14 protein-coding genes are annotated in these 14,898 nt (G+C 73.3%); 6 read left to right on the top strand and 8 right to left on the bottom strand.

Annotated features, from left to right (window positions below; translation table 11 throughout):
* Positions 1-303: 303 nt before the first annotated feature.
* Genes ACIBK9_RS24790 through ACIBK9_RS24815 form a run of 6 tightly spaced genes read left to right on the top strand, consistent with a single transcriptional unit; the run spans position 304 to position 6,751 of the window.
* Complete coding sequence (locus tag ACIBK9_RS24790; protein ID WP_397161389.1) at positions 304-1,617, top strand: Wzz/FepE/Etk N-terminal domain-containing protein; 1,314 nt, start codon at positions 304-306, stop codon at positions 1,615-1,617.
* The gene (locus ACIBK9_RS24795; protein WP_397161391.1) at positions 1,614-2,879 is read left to right on the top strand and encodes a hypothetical protein; all 1,266 of its coding nucleotides are present in this window, start codon (positions 1,614-1,616) and stop codon (positions 2,877-2,879) included. Before ACIBK9_RS24790 ends, ACIBK9_RS24795 begins: the two co-directional genes overlap by 4 nt.
* Positions 2,876-3,772 carry a hypothetical protein gene (locus ACIBK9_RS24800; RefSeq protein WP_397161393.1) on the top strand — a complete coding sequence of 299 codons (897 nt, stop codon included), beginning with the start codon at positions 2,876-2,878 and terminating at the stop codon, positions 3,770-3,772. Before ACIBK9_RS24795 ends, ACIBK9_RS24800 begins: the two co-directional genes overlap by 4 nt.
* Positions 3,769-4,623: a sulfotransferase gene (locus ACIBK9_RS24805; protein WP_364337702.1), complete on the top strand. Its 855-nt coding sequence runs from the start codon at positions 3,769-3,771 to the stop codon at positions 4,621-4,623. Before ACIBK9_RS24800 ends, ACIBK9_RS24805 begins: the two co-directional genes overlap by 4 nt.
* Positions 4,611-5,864 (top strand): lipopolysaccharide biosynthesis protein, encoded by a 1,254-nt coding sequence (locus tag ACIBK9_RS24810; RefSeq protein ID WP_397161396.1) that lies wholly within the window; start codon positions 4,611-4,613, stop codon positions 5,862-5,864. Before ACIBK9_RS24805 ends, ACIBK9_RS24810 begins: the two co-directional genes overlap by 13 nt.
* Positions 5,861-6,751, top strand: coding sequence for a sulfotransferase (locus tag ACIBK9_RS24815; RefSeq protein WP_397161398.1), 891 nt, complete (start codon positions 5,861-5,863; stop codon positions 6,749-6,751). Before ACIBK9_RS24810 ends, ACIBK9_RS24815 begins: the two co-directional genes overlap by 4 nt.
* On the opposite strand, the gene ACIBK9_RS24820 is transcribed toward ACIBK9_RS24815, so the two are convergent.
* The 8 genes from ACIBK9_RS24820 to pth all read right to left on the bottom strand — a co-directional run bounded on the left by ACIBK9_RS24820 (position 6,741) and on the right by pth (position 14,858).
* Positions 6,741-7,784: a WecB/TagA/CpsF family glycosyltransferase gene (locus tag ACIBK9_RS24820; protein ID WP_397161400.1), complete on the bottom strand. Its 1,044-nt coding sequence runs from the start codon at positions 7,782-7,784 to the stop codon at positions 6,741-6,743. The genes ACIBK9_RS24815 and ACIBK9_RS24820 overlap by 11 nt on opposite strands.
* Positions 7,781-8,668 (bottom strand): glycosyltransferase family 2 protein, encoded by an 888-nt coding sequence (locus ACIBK9_RS24825; protein WP_397161402.1) that lies wholly within the window; start codon positions 8,666-8,668, stop codon positions 7,781-7,783. Before ACIBK9_RS24825 ends, ACIBK9_RS24820 begins: the two co-directional genes overlap by 4 nt.
* The gene (locus tag ACIBK9_RS24830) at positions 8,665-9,564 is read right to left on the bottom strand and encodes a sulfotransferase (RefSeq protein WP_358294547.1); all 900 of its coding nucleotides are present in this window, start codon (positions 9,562-9,564) and stop codon (positions 8,665-8,667) included. Before ACIBK9_RS24830 ends, ACIBK9_RS24825 begins: the two co-directional genes overlap by 4 nt.
* Positions 9,565-9,705: 141 nt before the next feature.
* The gene (cysN, locus tag ACIBK9_RS24835) at positions 9,706-10,968 is read right to left on the bottom strand and encodes a sulfate adenylyltransferase subunit CysN (protein WP_352321986.1); all 1,263 of its coding nucleotides are present in this window, start codon (positions 10,966-10,968) and stop codon (positions 9,706-9,708) included.
* The gene (cysD, locus tag ACIBK9_RS24840; RefSeq protein ID WP_397161405.1) at positions 10,968-11,882 is read right to left on the bottom strand and encodes a sulfate adenylyltransferase subunit CysD; all 915 of its coding nucleotides are present in this window, start codon (positions 11,880-11,882) and stop codon (positions 10,968-10,970) included. Before cysD ends, cysN begins: the two co-directional genes overlap by 1 nt.
* Positions 11,883-11,900: 18 nt before the next feature.
* Positions 11,901-12,665 (bottom strand): 3'(2'),5'-bisphosphate nucleotidase CysQ, encoded by a 765-nt coding sequence (locus tag ACIBK9_RS24845; protein WP_397161407.1) that lies wholly within the window; start codon positions 12,663-12,665, stop codon positions 11,901-11,903.
* Complete coding sequence (locus ACIBK9_RS24850) at positions 12,665-14,041, bottom strand: sugar transferase (RefSeq protein ID WP_397161706.1); 1,377 nt, start codon at positions 14,039-14,041, stop codon at positions 12,665-12,667. Before ACIBK9_RS24850 ends, ACIBK9_RS24845 begins: the two co-directional genes overlap by 1 nt.
* A gap of 232 nt (positions 14,042-14,273) precedes the next feature.
* Complete coding sequence (pth, locus tag ACIBK9_RS24855; RefSeq protein ID WP_352353028.1) at positions 14,274-14,858, bottom strand: aminoacyl-tRNA hydrolase; 585 nt, start codon at positions 14,856-14,858, stop codon at positions 14,274-14,276.
* Positions 14,859-14,898: the final 40 nt, after the last annotated feature.

The raw sequence follows: 14,898 nt of genomic DNA on the forward strand, positions 1-14,898 counted from the left end.
AAGCTGCAACGCCTTCCAACCCCCTTGTCGACGGACCCCCGCCTATCAAACCTGAACCTTGCCATGCCATTCCTCGAACTTCAGCCAGTGTGCTCGTCTGCCCAGCTCACGGCACCCGACCCCCCACCCACATTTTCTGGAAATATCCATTTAAAAAGGGGCATCTTCGCGGCCGTACCGGAAAAAATCTTCAGTATTCGACTTGGGTAATATCCGTCCGGCCTATAGTGGGCGCACACTGCGCCGAGTGACGCAGCGTTGCCCACCCGCGACAGCGCGCATCCCCTCCAGGAGACCGTCCCCATGAGCCCGTCGCCGGACTTCCAGGCGCGCCGTCCGGGCGCCGACCTGGACGAGCACCTCTCCCTGCTGCGCAGGCGGTGGCTGTTGCTCGTCGGTTGCGTCGTGGTCGGCGGCACCGCCGGGCTCGCCCTGCTGCGGGCCACCCCGCCGGCCTACACCGCGATCACCCAGGTCCTGGTCACGCCCGTCGACGGTCAAGACCAGGGCAACCAGGTGAGCAACCGGCAGCGCGAGCCGCTCAACCTCGACACCGAGGCCCAGATCGCCCAGTCGGCGGTCGTCTCGGCGCGGGTCGCCCAGGCCCTGCGGATCGCCGCGCCGCAGCCGGTCGAGGTCTCCGTCCCGCCCAACTCGGCCGTGTTGTGGGTCTCGGTGACCGACGCCGATCCCGTGGCCGCCGCCGCGCAGTCGCGGGCCTACGCCGACGCCTACCTGGCCAACAGGCGCGAGAGCGCGCAGGCCGCGACGGCCGAGCGGCAGCAGGCGGTGCTGGCCAAGCTCAAGCAGGTCAACACCGGCCTCGACGCGGCCATCAAAGAGGTCGGCCGCCTGCCCAAGGGCAGCGCCGAGCACGCTATCGCCACCCAGCGCCAGAGCGTGCTCAACCGGCAGGCCGCCAGCCTGACGCTCAAGTACGACGCGCTGCGCACGATCGCGGTGACCCCCGGCTCGGTCATCAGCGAGGCGCTGCCGCCGACCCGGCCGAGCTCCCCCAGCCTGCCGCTCTACCTCGGCACCGGCCTGATGGCCGGCCTGCTGCTCGGCGCGGCGGCGGCCTACGCCCGCGACCGGCTCGACACCCGGCTGCGCACGGCCGCCGACGTCGAGCGGCTGACCGGGCTGCCCGTGCTGACCGACCTGTCCGCCTCCCGCGAGCACGGCGTGCTGCACGAGCTGGCCTGCGCCGTGGTCGCCGCCTGCCCCGGCCAGCGGCTGCTGGTCCGGTCGCTGCCCGCCGACCTCTACGCCTCCTCGCTGGCCGAGCCGCTGGCCATCAGCGCGCCGCTGTCGGTGCTCGACGGCTCCGACGTCCGCGACCTGGCGCGGGCCGACGCGGCGCTGCTGCTGGTCGGGCTGGGCCGGGTCACCTCGCCGGAGGTGACGGCGGCCGCCCGCCATCTGGAGCGGCACGACGTGCCGGTCGTCGGCGTGGTGACGGCGACCGACGCGGTGCCGGAGTTCGTCCCGCTGCTGGAGCCGCGCACCCACACCTCGCTCGGCAAGCTCGTCGCCACCGGCGAGCTGGAGGTGAGCCTGGCTGCCGAGACCACGCCCATGCAGTCGTTCCACCACCGGCAGCGCAAGCAGCCGTGACAGGACCAGCCTGGCCGATCGCGGCGCTCCTGCTCGGCTACCCGATCTGGTGGGCGCTGGGGTTCGGCGGCCTGTCGGTGATCGTCCTGGCCGTGCCGATGGCGGTGATCCTGTGGCGGCGCCGGCCGGTCCGGGTCCCCCACGGGTTCGGCCTGTGGCTGCTGCTGCTGGCCGGCTACCTGCTGAGCGCGATGATGCTGGACGAGCTGCCGCCCGGCACGTACGGCGGGTTCAGCGCCGGCCGCCTGATCGGCTGGGCCATGCGCCTGGCCCTGTACGTGTCCGTCCTGGTCATGGTGCTCTACCTGGGCAACCTGACCGAGCGCGAGCTGCCGCAGCTGCGCCTGGTGCGCTGGCTCGGCGTGCTGTTCCTGACGACGGTCGCCGGCGGCCTGCTCGGCGTCCTGGTCCCGCACTTCGCCTTCACCTCGCCGGTCGAGCTGCTGCTGCCCGGCTGGATCAGCGAGAACTCCTTCGTCCAGAACCTCATCCATCCCACGGCCGCCCAGACCCAGAAGGTGCTCGGCTACTCCTCCCCCAGGCCGGAGGCGCCCTTCGAGTGGGCCAACGCGTGGGGCAGCAACGCGTCGGTGCTGCTGATCTGGTTCGTCGTCGGCTGGTGGACGTACGGCGGGCGGGGCCGCCGGGTGCTGGCGGTGCTGGTGATCGCCCTGGCCGCGGTCCCGGTCGTGTACTCGCTCAACCGCGGCCTGTGGATCGGGCTCGGGCTGGCCGTGGCGTACCTGATCGTGCGGGTGGCGGGCCGGACCAGGGTCGTGCTGTGCGGCGCGGTGGCCGCCGGGCTGGTGGTGTTCGCGCTCAGCCCGCTGGCCTCGGTGTTCGCCCAGCGGCTGGACAAACCGCACTCCAACGACGTCAGGGCCTTCACGATGACCGCCACGGTCGCCGCGGCCCGCCACTCGCCGGTCATCGGCTACGGCAACACCCGCAACTCGCTCGGCAACCACCGCTCGATCACCACGGGCAAGACCCAGTGGTGCGCGGCCTGCGGTCACCCGCCGCTCGGCAGCGACGGGCAGCTCTGGCTGCTGCTGATCACCCAGGGCTTCACCGGCGCCGCCCTCTACGTGGCGTTCTTCCTCGGCGCCATCCGCCGCCACTGGGCCGACCGCTCCCCGATCGGGCTGGCCGGGGTGCTGGTGATGGGTCTCGTGCTGCTCTACATGTTCGTCTACGACGGCCTGGTGACGCCGCTGAGCCTCTATCTCATCTCGTTCGCCCTGCTGTGGAGAAACGCATGAAGGACGCCTCCGCGCGGCTCGGATACCTCCGCGAGACCGTGCGCCTGCTGTTCCCCGGTACCGGGTCGCCGCGGCCGTACTCGGTGCTGCCGCACCGGGTGCTGCCCCGCCGGCTGGCCCCGCGGCGCTGGTGGCACGTGGGGGGCGCGGTCACCGTGCCGCTGGAGGAGTCCGTGGCGGCCTATCTGGGCGAGGTCTTCGACGCGCCCGTGGAGGTCGTGCTCCACGTGCGTCCGGCGTTGCGGCCCAACCGCAAGCCCGTCCTGGAGGCCCGTACCGGAGGGCGGCTGCTGGCGTACGTGAAGGTCGGCGACAGCCCGCTCGCCCGCGAGCTGGTCGGCCGCGAGGCGGCCGCGCTGCGCGGGCTGGCCGCGGCGCCGCTGAAGACCGTCGTCGTGCCCGACGTGCTGCACCACGGCGAGTGGCGCGGCCTGCCCGTGCTGGCGCTCTCGCCGCTGCCCGTACGGCGCCGCCGGGTGCCCCCGGCCCTGCTGCACGCCGCGATCATGGAGATCGCCGTCACCGGCGGTCCGGTCCCGGCCTGGCACGGCGACCTGTCCCCGTGGAACATCTGCCCCTCCGCCGACGGCCGGCTGCTCGTCTGGGACTGGGAGCGGTACGAGACCGGCGTCCCCTACGGCCTCGACGCCGCGCACCACCTCTTCCAGCGGGCGCTGCGCAGGATGGACCCGCCCACGGCGGCCCGCGCCTGCGTGGCCAGGGCGCCCCGCGAGCTGGCCCCGCTCGGCCTGTCGTCGGCCGAGGCCCGGCGGACGGCGCTGCGCTACCTCATCGTGCTGGCCGACCGGCACGCCGCCGACGGCCACTGCCCGCTCGGCCCGCCCGAGACCTGGCTCAACCCGGCCGTCGACCACGAGGAGCTGCTGCCATGAGGACGATGAAGCGGCCGGTGCTGTCCTTCTCGCGCCTGGCGGGCCGGTTCACGTCGAGTGCGCGGGTGCTGCCGTCGTTCCTGATCGTGGGGGCGCAGCGGTGCGGCACGACCTCGCTCTACCGGGCGCTGGCCCAGCACCCGCTGCTGCTCAAGCCCGTCCTGCACAAGGGGGTCCACTACTTCGACGTCGGCTACCACCGGCCGATGGCCTGGTACCAGGCGCACTTCCCGCTGCGTGCGGGCGCGGCGCTGCTGGCCCACCGGTACGGCGGCCGCACCCAGGCGTTCGAGTCGTCCCCCTACTACCTGTTCCATCCGCTGGCCGGTGAGCGGATCGCCGCCGACCTGCCCGGGGTCAAGCTGATCGTCCTGGTCCGCGACCCGGTCGAGCGGGCCTGCTCGGCGCACGCCCACGAGCTGGCCAGGGGCTTCGAGTCCGAGTCGCACCTCGAATCCGCCCTTGAGCTGGAGGCCGAGCGGCTGGCCGGGGCCGAGGAGAGCCTGCGCGTGTCGCCGTTCTCCGAGCACCACTCCCACCGCCACCACGCCTACCTGGCCCGCGGCCGGTACGCCGACCAGCTCGACCGCCTCGAACCGCTCTTCGGCCGCGACCGGATCCTGGTGCTCGACAGCCACCGGTTCTTCGCCGAGCCCGAGACCGCCTACGACCGCGTGCTGGAGTTCCTGACGGTGCCGCACCTGGGCTATCCGACGTTCGAGCGGCACAACGGCCGGCCGCTGCCCCGGCCCGTGCCCCGGGTGCTGGAACAGGCGCTCAGGGACCATTTCGAGCCCTACGACGCACGGCTGACGCGCTGGCTGGGCGGTGAGCCGTCGTGGCGCCGGTGATGGTCCGGCGCGGGATCGCCGGGCTGACCGGGGCCGGCGTGAGCGCGCTGGCGCAGTTCCTGGTGGCCGTGGTGGTGACCAGGGCGTTCAGCCCGGCGCAGGCGGGGGCGTTCTTCAGCGTGACGGCCCTGGCGCTGATGGCGGCCGGCATCGCCAAACTGGACGCCGGCAACGGCCTGGTGTACTTCATCGCGCGGGCCAGGACGTACGGCTATCGCGGTATCTCCGGATATTTCCGGGCGGCCATGGTGCCGTGCGCGCTGGCCGCCTGCGCGGCCGGGGTGCTGCTGGAGCCGCGCATCGGGCTGCTGGCCTGGGCCCTGCCGGTCATCGTGCTCGGCGACATCGCGCTGGCCGCCACCCGCGGGTTCGGCTCGATGCGGCCCACCGTGCTGCTGGACGGCGTGCTGCTGCCCGCCGCGCAGCTCGTGCTCGTCACCTGGGCCGCGCTCGCGCACGCGCCGCAGTGGCTGCCTGCGGCCTGGGCGCTGCCCTTCCTGCCGCTGCTCGTCCTGGCCCTCGCCGACCTGCGCAGACGCGCGCCGCGCACGCCGTACCTGCCGGGGACCGGGCGTGACCTGTGGCGGTACACCGCCCCCCGGTCCGCCGCGGGCGCCATCCAGGCGGTGTTCCAGCGGCTGGACATCGTGGTCGTCGCCCTGCTCGGCGGGCCGGCCCAGGCCGCGGTCTACACGGCCGCCACCCGGTTCCGGGTCGTCGGGCAGCTCGCCAACCAGGGGCTGGCGCAGGCCGTGCAGGAGCGGCTGGTCCGGGCGCTCGCCGACGGGGAGCTCGGCCGGGCGCGCGAGCTGTACCAGGCCACCACGATCTGGCTGGTGCTGCTGACCTGGCCGGTGTGGCTGGGCTACGCCGTCCTCGCGCCGTGGCTGCTGCGCGTCTTCGGCCCCGCGTACGGCGCCGCCGCCCCCATCGCCCTCGTCCTGGCCGGGACCATGCTGGTGGCCTCCGCCTGCGGCATGGTCGACGTCGTCCTGACCGCCGCCGGCCACACCCTGGCCAGCCTGCTCAACCTGCTGGCCGCGGTCGCCTGCACGGTCGCGCTCGACCTGGCCCTGATCCCCTCCCAGGGGGCGTTCGGCGCGGTCGTCGGCTGGTCGGGCGGGGTGATCGTGAAGAACCTGCTGCCGCTGTGGCAGCTCCACCACCGCTACGGCCTGCGCCCGTTCGGCCGCCACACCCTGCCCGCCCTGCGCCCGCGCACCTGGGCGGCGGCCGCGTGAGCGCGCCCGTCCTGGTCACCGGCCTGCCGAGGAGCGGCACGAGCTGGGCCGGCAAGATGCTCACCGCCGGCGGCGGCCTGGTCTACGTCAACGAGCCGCTCAACCCGCAGCACCCGCCCGGCCGCTGCCCCGGCGTGCTGCGGGCCGAGGTCCCCCACCGGTTCCAGTACATCTGCGACGACAACGCCGCCGACTTCCTGCCCGCCTTCCGCGACACGGTCGCCCTGCGCTACCACTGGCTCGCCGAGCTGCGCGCCAACCGCTCCCCCTACGACCTGGCCCGGCTGGCGCGCTACGGCACCGCGTTCGCGTTCGGCCGCCTGGCCGGGCGGCGGGCGCTGCTCGACGACCCGTTCGCGGTGTTGTCGGCGGGCTGGTTCGCCCGGCGGCTGGGGTGCGCGGTCATCGTCCTCGTCCGCGATCCGGTGTCGTTCGTGGCGAGCTGGCGTCGTCTCGGGTGGCGGTTCGATGTCGGCGACCTGCTCGGCCAGCCGCTGCTCGTCCGTGACCATCCCGGGCTGCTGGGCCTGCATCGGCTGCTCGGCTCCGCCGACGACCTGGCCACGACCGCCGCTCTGTGGCGGGCCGCGCGGTCGGTTCTGGCCGCCACGCCCGGCGTCCTGGTCGCCTCGTACGAGTCGCTGGCCGAGGATCCGGTCGCCGGTTTCCGGGATCTCTACGCCCACGCGGGGCTGCAGTGGTCACCGTCCGCCGAACGCCGGATCGTCCGGGCCTGCACCACGCCGTCCCGCCGGTCGGCGGCGTTCGCGTGGTCGGGGTTGTCCCGTACGGCCTTCCGTCCGATGGACTCCCGTCACGCCCTCGCCACGGCGGCCCGGGGGCTCACCCCGGCGGAGGCGGCCCGGGTCCGGGCCCTCACCGCCTGAGCCTGGTCAGCAGGCAGCCGGCGAGCAGGCGTACCGCGAAGGGGAGATCGTCCACGAGGTAGCGCCGCGCCAGTCGGCCGGGCTCGCTCATCAGCCGGAACGCCCACTCCAGCCCGGCCCGCCGCATCCAGCGCGGCGCCCGCTGGACCGTGCCGGCGGCGAAGGCGATGGCCGCCCCGCAGCCCACGAACCACGCCTGCGGCAGCTCCTCGCGCAGCTCGGCGATGAGCAGATCCTGCCGGGGGAAGCCCAGCCCGACGAACACCAGGCGGGGCCGCGCCGCGACCACCCGGCGCCGCACCCGCTGCCTCCCCTCCGCCGTGTCGTCGAAGTGGTACGGCGGCGCGTGCACCCCCGCCACCTTCAGCCCGGGACGGCAGCTCCTGAGCTCGTCGGCGGCCAGCTCGGCCACCCCCGGCGGCCCGCCGAGCAGGTAGACCGGCCAGTTGCGGGCCGCGGCCACCTCGCTGAGCGACCAGATCAGGTCGGCGCCGGTGACCCGTTCGGGCAGCGGGGTGCCGAGCAGCCTGGCCGCCCACACCAGCGGCATGCCGTCGGCCACCACGATCTCGGCCGAGCCCACGAGCTCCTGGAGGGCGGGGTCGCGGGCGACGGCCCGGCAGATGTCGACGTTGGGCGTCACGATGCGGCCGCCCCGTCCGGCCGCGGCCTCGGCCGCCACCCAGCGCACCACGTCGGCCTCGGTGACGACGTCCAGCCCGACGCCGCCGACCCGCACGCGCTCCCCGGCACGTCCTCGACGCCCGGCCTCGGCGGGCCCGCGACCCGCCGGGCGCTCGGACGGGAGGGAGCGCGCAGCCCCCGGCTCGGCGCCACGGCCCCGGCCGACCACGGGCGATCCGGCCGCACGGACCCGCGCGGCCTCGGCGGCATGCCCGGCCCCCGACGCGTAGGTCCGGGCGGACGCGGCCTCGGCGGCATGGCCGCGGGCGGGCGGGGAGTCGGAAGCGGGGTTCGGGGTGGACGGGCGCTGGACGGGGACGGCGGGGATGCGGGTCCTGGGCGGGGTCATATGCCGTGCCCCCGTCCGTGCAGCAGCCCGAGCACGGTCGCGGCCGGGACGATCCCCGCCGCGACGGCCAGCGCGATCGGCGCCCGCGGCTCACCCGGCCGCGCCCCGAACGCGCGCACCGCCCACCGCACCGCCGCGCGCCGCCGCCCGAGCGCCGCGTACGCGAAGGCGAGCTGGCCGTAGACCCGCGCCGCGCCGCGCCGGTCGGCGGCCAGCTCGGGATGGCGGTCGAGCATCCAGTCGAGCCCGGCGATCCGGTCCGCCCAGCGGGCCGCGTAGTAGGACGAACCACCCCACCGCACCCGGACGAGCGGCCGGTCGACGTGCGTGATCGGCCGCCGCCGGGCCGCGCGCAGGGCGAGGTCCCAGTCCTCGTTCTGGCCCCCGGGGGCGCTCTCGTCGGCCCACAGGGCCCCGCGCCGGAACAGGAACGTCGAGGAGTGCACCATCACCATGCGCGACCGCAGGAGGTCGGCCGCGGTCACCGTGTCGGCGCCCGCGAGCCTGGCCACCCGGCGCCCCGCGTGTTCGACCTCGATGGCACAGCTCGCGAACTCGCCCCCGGTCACGGCCAGCGCCCGCGCCTGGGCGGCGAGCTTGCCCGGCAGCCACAGGTCGTCGTCGTCGCAGAAGGCGACGAGATCGGTGTCGAGGGCAGCGATGCCGGTGTTGCGCGCCCCCGGCAGCCCAGGGGTGCGCCGGTTGGCCAGGGCGGGCACGCCCAGCTCCGCCCCCGGGCGCCCGCGCCCGCCGTCGTCGACCACGACCACGGCCAGCCGCCCCGGATAGTCCTGGGCCAGCACCGCCGCCACGGCCTCGCGCAGCAGCTCGGGCCGGTCGCCGCGGGTCGGGATCACCACCCCCACGGACGGCGGCGCGCTCACGCGGCGACCTCCCGGTAGCCGTACCGGACGCGGAGGGGCCAGGTGAGCGCGGTGACCAGCCGCCGGTCGCGGACGGGCAGCCCCGCACGCCACGAGTCGTCGCACCGCAGCCGGATCCCCCCGACCTGGAACCGCATCGGATTGCCGGACGCGGTGTGCGCGGGCCCGAGCCGCGCGGTCGTGCCCTCCAGGAACGGCAGGCCGGGCACGTCGAGCCCGAGGAAGCCGGCCAGCGCGGTCAGCGTGGGCTCCGGGTCGGCGACCAGGTCCTCGTAGCGCACCCGGGTCACGCGGGCCCCCTGGCGGGCGAGGAGCTCAAGACCGGCGTTCTGGGCCGTCCAGTGGAGGGAGGTGCGCAGCGGCCCCCAGCGGGTCATGGGACGCCCGTCCTCGGGCCGCTCGACGGTCCTGCGCCAGGAATGGGCCACCGCCCGCGGATCCCGGACGACGTGCACGACGCGGACGTCCATGCCGGCCGCGACCAGGCAGTGGGCGAGGGAGGCGTGCTTGCTGGAGTCGATCACGACGGGCGCGCCGGTCGCCTCGTAGACCCTCCGGTAGGCCCGCGCGTACTCGGCCAGGTCGGGATGCGCGATGCGCCCCATCCGGTGGGTGCGATCGACCCGCTGCCGCAACGCGAGCACCCGCTCGGCCACCGACGGCCGCCATCCGCCGAACGCCGCCCGGCCCACCTGCCGCCAGAAGTCACAGGCGGCGAAGGCGGCGCCGCAGCCGCACGGCTCTCCGGCCAGCACGCCCCTCGACCACAGGTGGACCACCTCGCCGAGCGCCACGACGCCGGGCAGCTCGGCGAGCAGCCGCTCCAGCAGAGTGGTGCCACTACGGCCGAGGCCACCGAGGAAGATCACTCGGGTGGCGGATGCGCGGTCGGTCACAGGGGGAGGGCCTTCACACGTCGCCAACACGGAACGCGACGACCCTAGCGCGGAGGGTAATCAGATGGTCAGGAAACCCCGCAAAGATCTACCGAAACGGCGAACGGCCCGGCGTGGTGTCGCCGGGCCGTTCCGGGACGCTCAGCTGGCGTCGATGATCATGCCTGCGCCGACCGTGCCGTTGGTGGCCTCGTCCACGAGGATGAAGCCGCCGGTCAGCCGGTTGCGGGCGTAGTCGTCGACGAACAGCGGCTGGGTGACCCGCAGCGAGACCCGGCCGATCTCGTTCAGGCCGAGGGCGGTGGCCTCCTCGTCCCGGTGCAACGTGTTGACGTCGAGCCGGTAGTGCAGGTCGCGCACCAGCGCCCGCGCCGTACGGGTGGTGTGCTTGATCGTCAGCTTGGTGCGCGGGGTCAGCTTGAGGCCGTCGGCCATCCAGCAGACCATGGCCTCCAGCTCCTGGGCCGCGTGCGGCTGGTTGTTGGGCCTGGCGATCATGTCGCCGCGCGAGATGTCGAGGTCGTCCTCGAAGCGCAGCGTGACCGACATGGGCGGGAACGCCTCCTCCACCGGCCCGTCGAACGTGTCGATCGAGGCGATCCGCGTGCTCAGCCCGGACGGCAGGTGGGTCACCTCGTCGCCCGGCTTGAGCACCCCGCCCGCGACCTGGCCCGCGTAGCCGCGGTAGTCGTGGAAGGCGTGGTCGGTGGCCTTCTGCGGACGGATCACGTACTGGACGGGGAAGCGCACGTCGACCAGGTTGCGGTCGGAGGCGATGTGCACGTTCTCCAGGTGGTGGAGCAGCGACGTGCCGAGGTACCAGGGCATGTTCTCCGAACGCGAGACGACGTTGTCGCCGTTGAGCGCGGAGATCGGGATGAACGTCAGGTCGCTCACGTTGAGCTTGGAGGCGAAGGAGGTGAACTCCTCCCGGATCTCCTCGAACCGCTCCTGCGAGTAGTCGACCAGGTCCATCTTGTTCACGGCCAGCACCAGGTGCGGCACGCGCAGCAGCGAGGTCAGGAACGCGTGCCGGCGCGACTGCTCCAGCACGCCCTTGCGCGCGTCGATGAGGATGATCGCCAGGTCGGCCGTGGAGGCGCCGGTGACCATGTTCCTGGTGTACTGGATGTGGCCGGGCGTGTCGGCGATGATGAACTTGCGCTTGGGCGTGGCGAAGTAGCGGTAGGCCACGTCGATCGTGATGCCCTGCTCGCGCTCGGCCCGCAGGCCGTCGGTCAGCAGCGACAGGTCGGTGTACTCGGTGCCGCGGTCGCGGGAGGTGCGCTCGACCGCTTCGAGCTGGTCCTCGAAGATGGCCTTGGAGTCGAAGAGCAACCGTCCGATGAGGGTGGACTTGCCGTCGTCGACGCTTCCCGCGGTGGCAAAGCGAAGAATGTCCATCAGAAGTAGCCCTCTCGCTTGCGGTCCTCCATGGCGGCCTCGGACGAGCGGTCGTCGGCCCTGGTGGCGCCCCGCTCGGTGATCCGGGTGGCCGCGATCTCCTCGATGATCTCCTCGACCGTGGCGGCCGAGGACGCCACGGCGCCGGTGCAGGTCATGTCGCCGACCGTGCGGTAGCGCACGACGGCCTCGAACAGCGGCTCGTCGTCGCCGCGGGACACGACGTCGGAGTCGGGCAGCAACATGCCGTCGCGCTCGAACACCTTGCGGGTGTGCGAGAAGTAGATCGAGGGGATCTCGATGCCCTCACGCCGGATGTAGTCCCAGATGTCGAGCTCGGTCCAGTTGGACAGCGGGAAGACCCGGATGTGCTCGCCCTTGCGGATGCGGGAGTTGTACAGGTTCCACAGCTCGGGGCGCTGGTTCTTCGGGTCCCACTGGCCGAAGTCGTCGCGGAAGGAGAACACGCGCTCCTTGGCGCGGGCCTTCTCCTCATCCCGCCTGGCGCCGCCGAAGACGGCGTCGAACTCGTGCTCCTCGATCGCGTCGAGCAGCGTGGTGGTCTGCAGGCGGTTGCGCGAGGCGCGCCGGCCGGTCTCCTCGACCACCCGGCCGCTGTCGATCGACTCCTGCACGCTGGCCACGATCAGGCGCGCGCCCAGCTCCTCGGAACGGCGGTCGCGGAACTCGATGACCTCGTCGAAGTTGTGCCCGGTGTCGACGTGCATCAGCGGGAACGGGATGGCCGCGGGCCAGAACGCCTTCTCCGCGATGCGGAGCATGACGATCGAGTCCTTGCCGCCGGAGAAGAGCAGACACGGCCGCTCGAACTCCGCCGCCACCTCGCGCATGATGTGAATGGCCTCGGCTTCGAGTACGTCGAGCTGCGACGTCGTGTAGTCGCGCTGGAGCATGGGCGCTTCCTCCGGCGGTTAGCGGTGCAGGTCCCGAATTCCGGCGAGCAGGGATGTCGCCAGCTCCGGTAGGGAAACCAGGATATCCGGTAGTGACGGGTCGGCTTGGTTGTAGGTCAGCTCCGAGCCGTCGACGCGGCTGGCGAACGCCCCGGCCGCCTGCGCGACGGCGACGGGGGCCGCGGAGTCCCACTCGTACTGGCCGCCGGCGTGCACGTACGCCTCGACCTCGCCGGTGAGCACCGCGGAGATCTTCGCCCCCGCCGAGCCGATCGGCACCAGGTCGGCCCCCAGCAGGTAGGCCAGCTTCTGGACGAACTCCGGCGGACGGGTGCGGCTCACCGCGATGCGGAAGCGGCCCTTCTCGAAGGCCGGCAGGGCGGGCGGCTCGGCGGTGGTCAGCGTACGGCCCTGCGCGGGCAGCGCCACGGCGCCCGCGGTCAGCTTGCCGCGCTCCCACAGCGCGACGTGCACCGCCCAGTCGGACCGGCCCTCCTCGGCGAACTCGCGCGTGCCGTCGAGGGGATCGACGATCCACACGCGCTCGGCGCCCAGCCGGCGCGGGTCGAGCCGCTCCTCGCGGGTGGCCTCCTCGGACAGGACACTGTCACTGGGACGCAACCGTGCCAGCGCCTCCATGAGGAACACGTGCGCGGCCCGGTCGCCCTCCGCGCGCAGCGCCGCGGAGTCGCCGAACCCGGTGCGCTCGCGGACCTGCAGCAGCCGCTCGCCCGCCTCCGTCGCCAGGTCGCCGGCCACGGCGTGGTCGTCGCGAATCGTCATCAATATGCTCCTTGCCCGCGGGCGACGGCCGACCAAGTCTTCCACAGGATCTGCAGGTCCAGCGTGAGGGACCAGTTCTCCACGTAACGCAGGTCGAGACGGACGGATTCCTCCCACGATAGGTCAGATCGTCCGCTCACTTGCCACAGCCCGGTCAGCCCCGGACGCACCAGAAGCCGTCTGCGCACGTCGTCACCGTAGCGCGCCACCTCCTCCGGAAGGGGCGGGCGGGGGCCGACGAGCGACATGTGTCCGAGCAGCACGTTGATGAGCTGGGGCAGCTCGTCGAGGGAGTGGCGGCGCATCAGCGTGCCGAGCGGCGTGACGCGCGGATCGTTGCGGATCTTGAACAGCACGCCGTCGTGGTCGCTGACGAGAGTGATCTTCTGCTGCTCCGAGCCGCGCCGCATGGTACGGAACTTCAGGATCGTGAACGGCCTGCCGTCCTTGCCGATGCGGGTCTGGCGGAACAGCGCGGGCCCCGGGCTCGTGCCGCGCACGGCCACGGCCAGGGCCGCCAGCAGCGGCGACAGCAGCACCAGCAGCGCGGCGGCGACGACGCGGTCGAAGACGTTCTTGACCAGTTGCCGGGCGCCGGTCAGCTCGGGGTGCTCGACGTGCAGCAGCGGCAGCCCGGCGGCCGGCCGGATCATCGTGCGCGGGCCGGCGACGTCCATCAGGGCGGGGGCGACCACCAGCTCGGTGTGGGTGCGCTCCAGCCGCCAGGCCAGCCGGCGCAGCGCGTCGCCGTCCATCTCGGGGCAGGCCAGCACCGCCACGGTGTCGGCGCGCACCTGGTCGACGACCAGCGGCACGTCGCCGAAGTCGCCCGCGACGGGCACCTCGGTCAGCACCCCGGGCGGCTCGCCGTAGGGCAGGCAGGCGGCCACGACGTCCATGCCGTGATGGCGTTCCCTGCGGAAGAGGTGGACCAGCTCGGCGACCGAGGCCGGATGGCCGACCGCGACCACCCGGCGCATGCAGGCCCCGGCCGCCCTGCGCCGGTTGAGCGAGCGCCGCAGCAGGTAGCGGGCGACCAGCGTGAGCAGCGTGACCAGGGGCAGCGCGAGCACGACGTAGCCGCGCGCGACGTCGGTCTTGGTGACGTACGAGCCGATCGCGGTGGCCGCGGTCAGCGCCACGCCGGCGTGCACGACGCGGCGGAACTCCTCGGAGCCGACGCCGATCATGCGGGGCTCGTAGGCCCGGTTGAGCGCGACCGCGCAGATCCACACCCACGGCAGCGCCACGCTGACCAGCAGGTACGGCAGCACGTAAGGGGTGAACCCGCCGAACCTGCCGCAGAAGGCGGCGGCGGACCCGATGCCCGCCCCGCACAGATCGCCCACCACGGCACGGAACCGGTAGGAACGCATCCACGCCGGAGTCACCGGGCTGACCCGCCACGAGAGGGCCTCGCCGGACTTCACGGGCTCTCCTGCCTCACTCCGTGAGGCGGCCTCGGTCGCCAAATGCCGTCTTCCCCCGCTCCGCTCCCGCCGTCGCTCCGGGCGGTGGCACGCCTCTGTGTGCCCGTTCCCGAACGGACAGTCACCGATGCTAGCCGCGCGTGCGGCGCGACAGGCGGCGAACGGTTCTATGCGGCGATCAGCGCGGAGGGCCGGAAATGTGGAGATCAGCCCGGTGGAAGTCGTTCTGGGTGGCTTCCAGGCCACGGGCCATGAGCGACTCGACGACGTCGGCGCCCCGGTCGACGAGGAAGGGCAGATCCTTGCGCTCGACGGTGGCGAAGTCGCGGAGCACGAAGGTGGCCGGGTCCATGCGGCCGGGCGGCCGGCCGATGCCGAAGCGTACCCTCAGGTAGTCGCGGGTGGCGAGGACCTTGGTGATGGACTTGAGCCCGTTGTGGCCGTTGTCGCCGCCGCCGAGCTTGGCGCGCAGCGCGCCGTAGGGGACGTCGAGCTCGTCGTGGACGACGATCAGCCGGTCGGGGCCGATCTTGTAGAAGTCGGCGAGCGCCTTGACCGGCCCGCCCGACAGGTTCATGTACGTCAGCGGCTTGGCCAGCACGGCCGCCCGCGTCTCCAGCACCTCGGACCTGCTCTTGTGCGCCTTGAAGCGCCCGCCGGCCCGCGCGGCCAGCTCGTCGAGCACCATGAAGCCCGCGTTGTGCCTGTTACCCGCGTATTCGGGCCCCGGATTGCCCAGTCCGACGATCAGCCAGCGGTCCATGTGCGCTCCCCTTACAGCGGAACGGGGGCGGCCTCGCGCC

The sequence above is a fragment of the Nonomuraea sp. NPDC050227 genome, assembly GCF_044459705.1.
In the GTDB taxonomy this organism is placed as follows: domain Bacteria; phylum Actinomycetota; class Actinomycetes; order Streptosporangiales; family Streptosporangiaceae; genus Nonomuraea.

What these genes read in the sequence shown, in the direction of transcription:
- ACIBK9_RS24790 (WP_397161389.1), top strand. Translation starts at nt 304, where the DNA reads ATGAGCCCGTCGCCGGACTTCCAGGCGCGCCGTCCGGGCGCCGACCTG.
- ACIBK9_RS24800 (WP_397161393.1), top strand. Translation starts at nt 2,876, where the DNA reads ATGAAGGACGCCTCCGCGCGGCTCGGATACCTCCGCGAGACCGTGCGC.
- ACIBK9_RS24805 (WP_364337702.1), top strand. Translation starts at nt 3,769, where the DNA reads ATGAGGACGATGAAGCGGCCGGTGCTGTCCTTCTCGCGCCTGGCGGGC.
- ACIBK9_RS24820 (WP_397161400.1), bottom strand. Translation starts at nt 7,784, where the DNA reads ATGACCCCGCCCAGGACCCGCATCCCCGCCGTCCCCGTCCAGCGCCCG.
- cysN (WP_352321986.1), bottom strand. Translation starts at nt 10,968, where the DNA reads ATGGACATTCTTCGCTTTGCCACCGCGGGAAGCGTCGACGACGGCAAG.
- cysD (WP_397161405.1), bottom strand. Translation starts at nt 11,882, where the DNA reads ATGCTCCAGCGCGACTACACGACGTCGCAGCTCGACGTACTCGAAGCC.
- ACIBK9_RS24845 (WP_397161407.1), bottom strand. Translation starts at nt 12,665, where the DNA reads ATGACGATTCGCGACGACCACGCCGTGGCCGGCGACCTGGCGACGGAG.
- ACIBK9_RS24850 (WP_397161706.1), bottom strand. Translation starts at nt 14,041, where the DNA reads ATGCGTTCCTACCGGTTCCGTGCCGTGGTGGGCGATCTGTGCGGGGCG.
- pth (WP_352353028.1), bottom strand. Translation starts at nt 14,858, where the DNA reads ATGGACCGCTGGCTGATCGTCGGACTGGGCAATCCGGGGCCCGAATAC.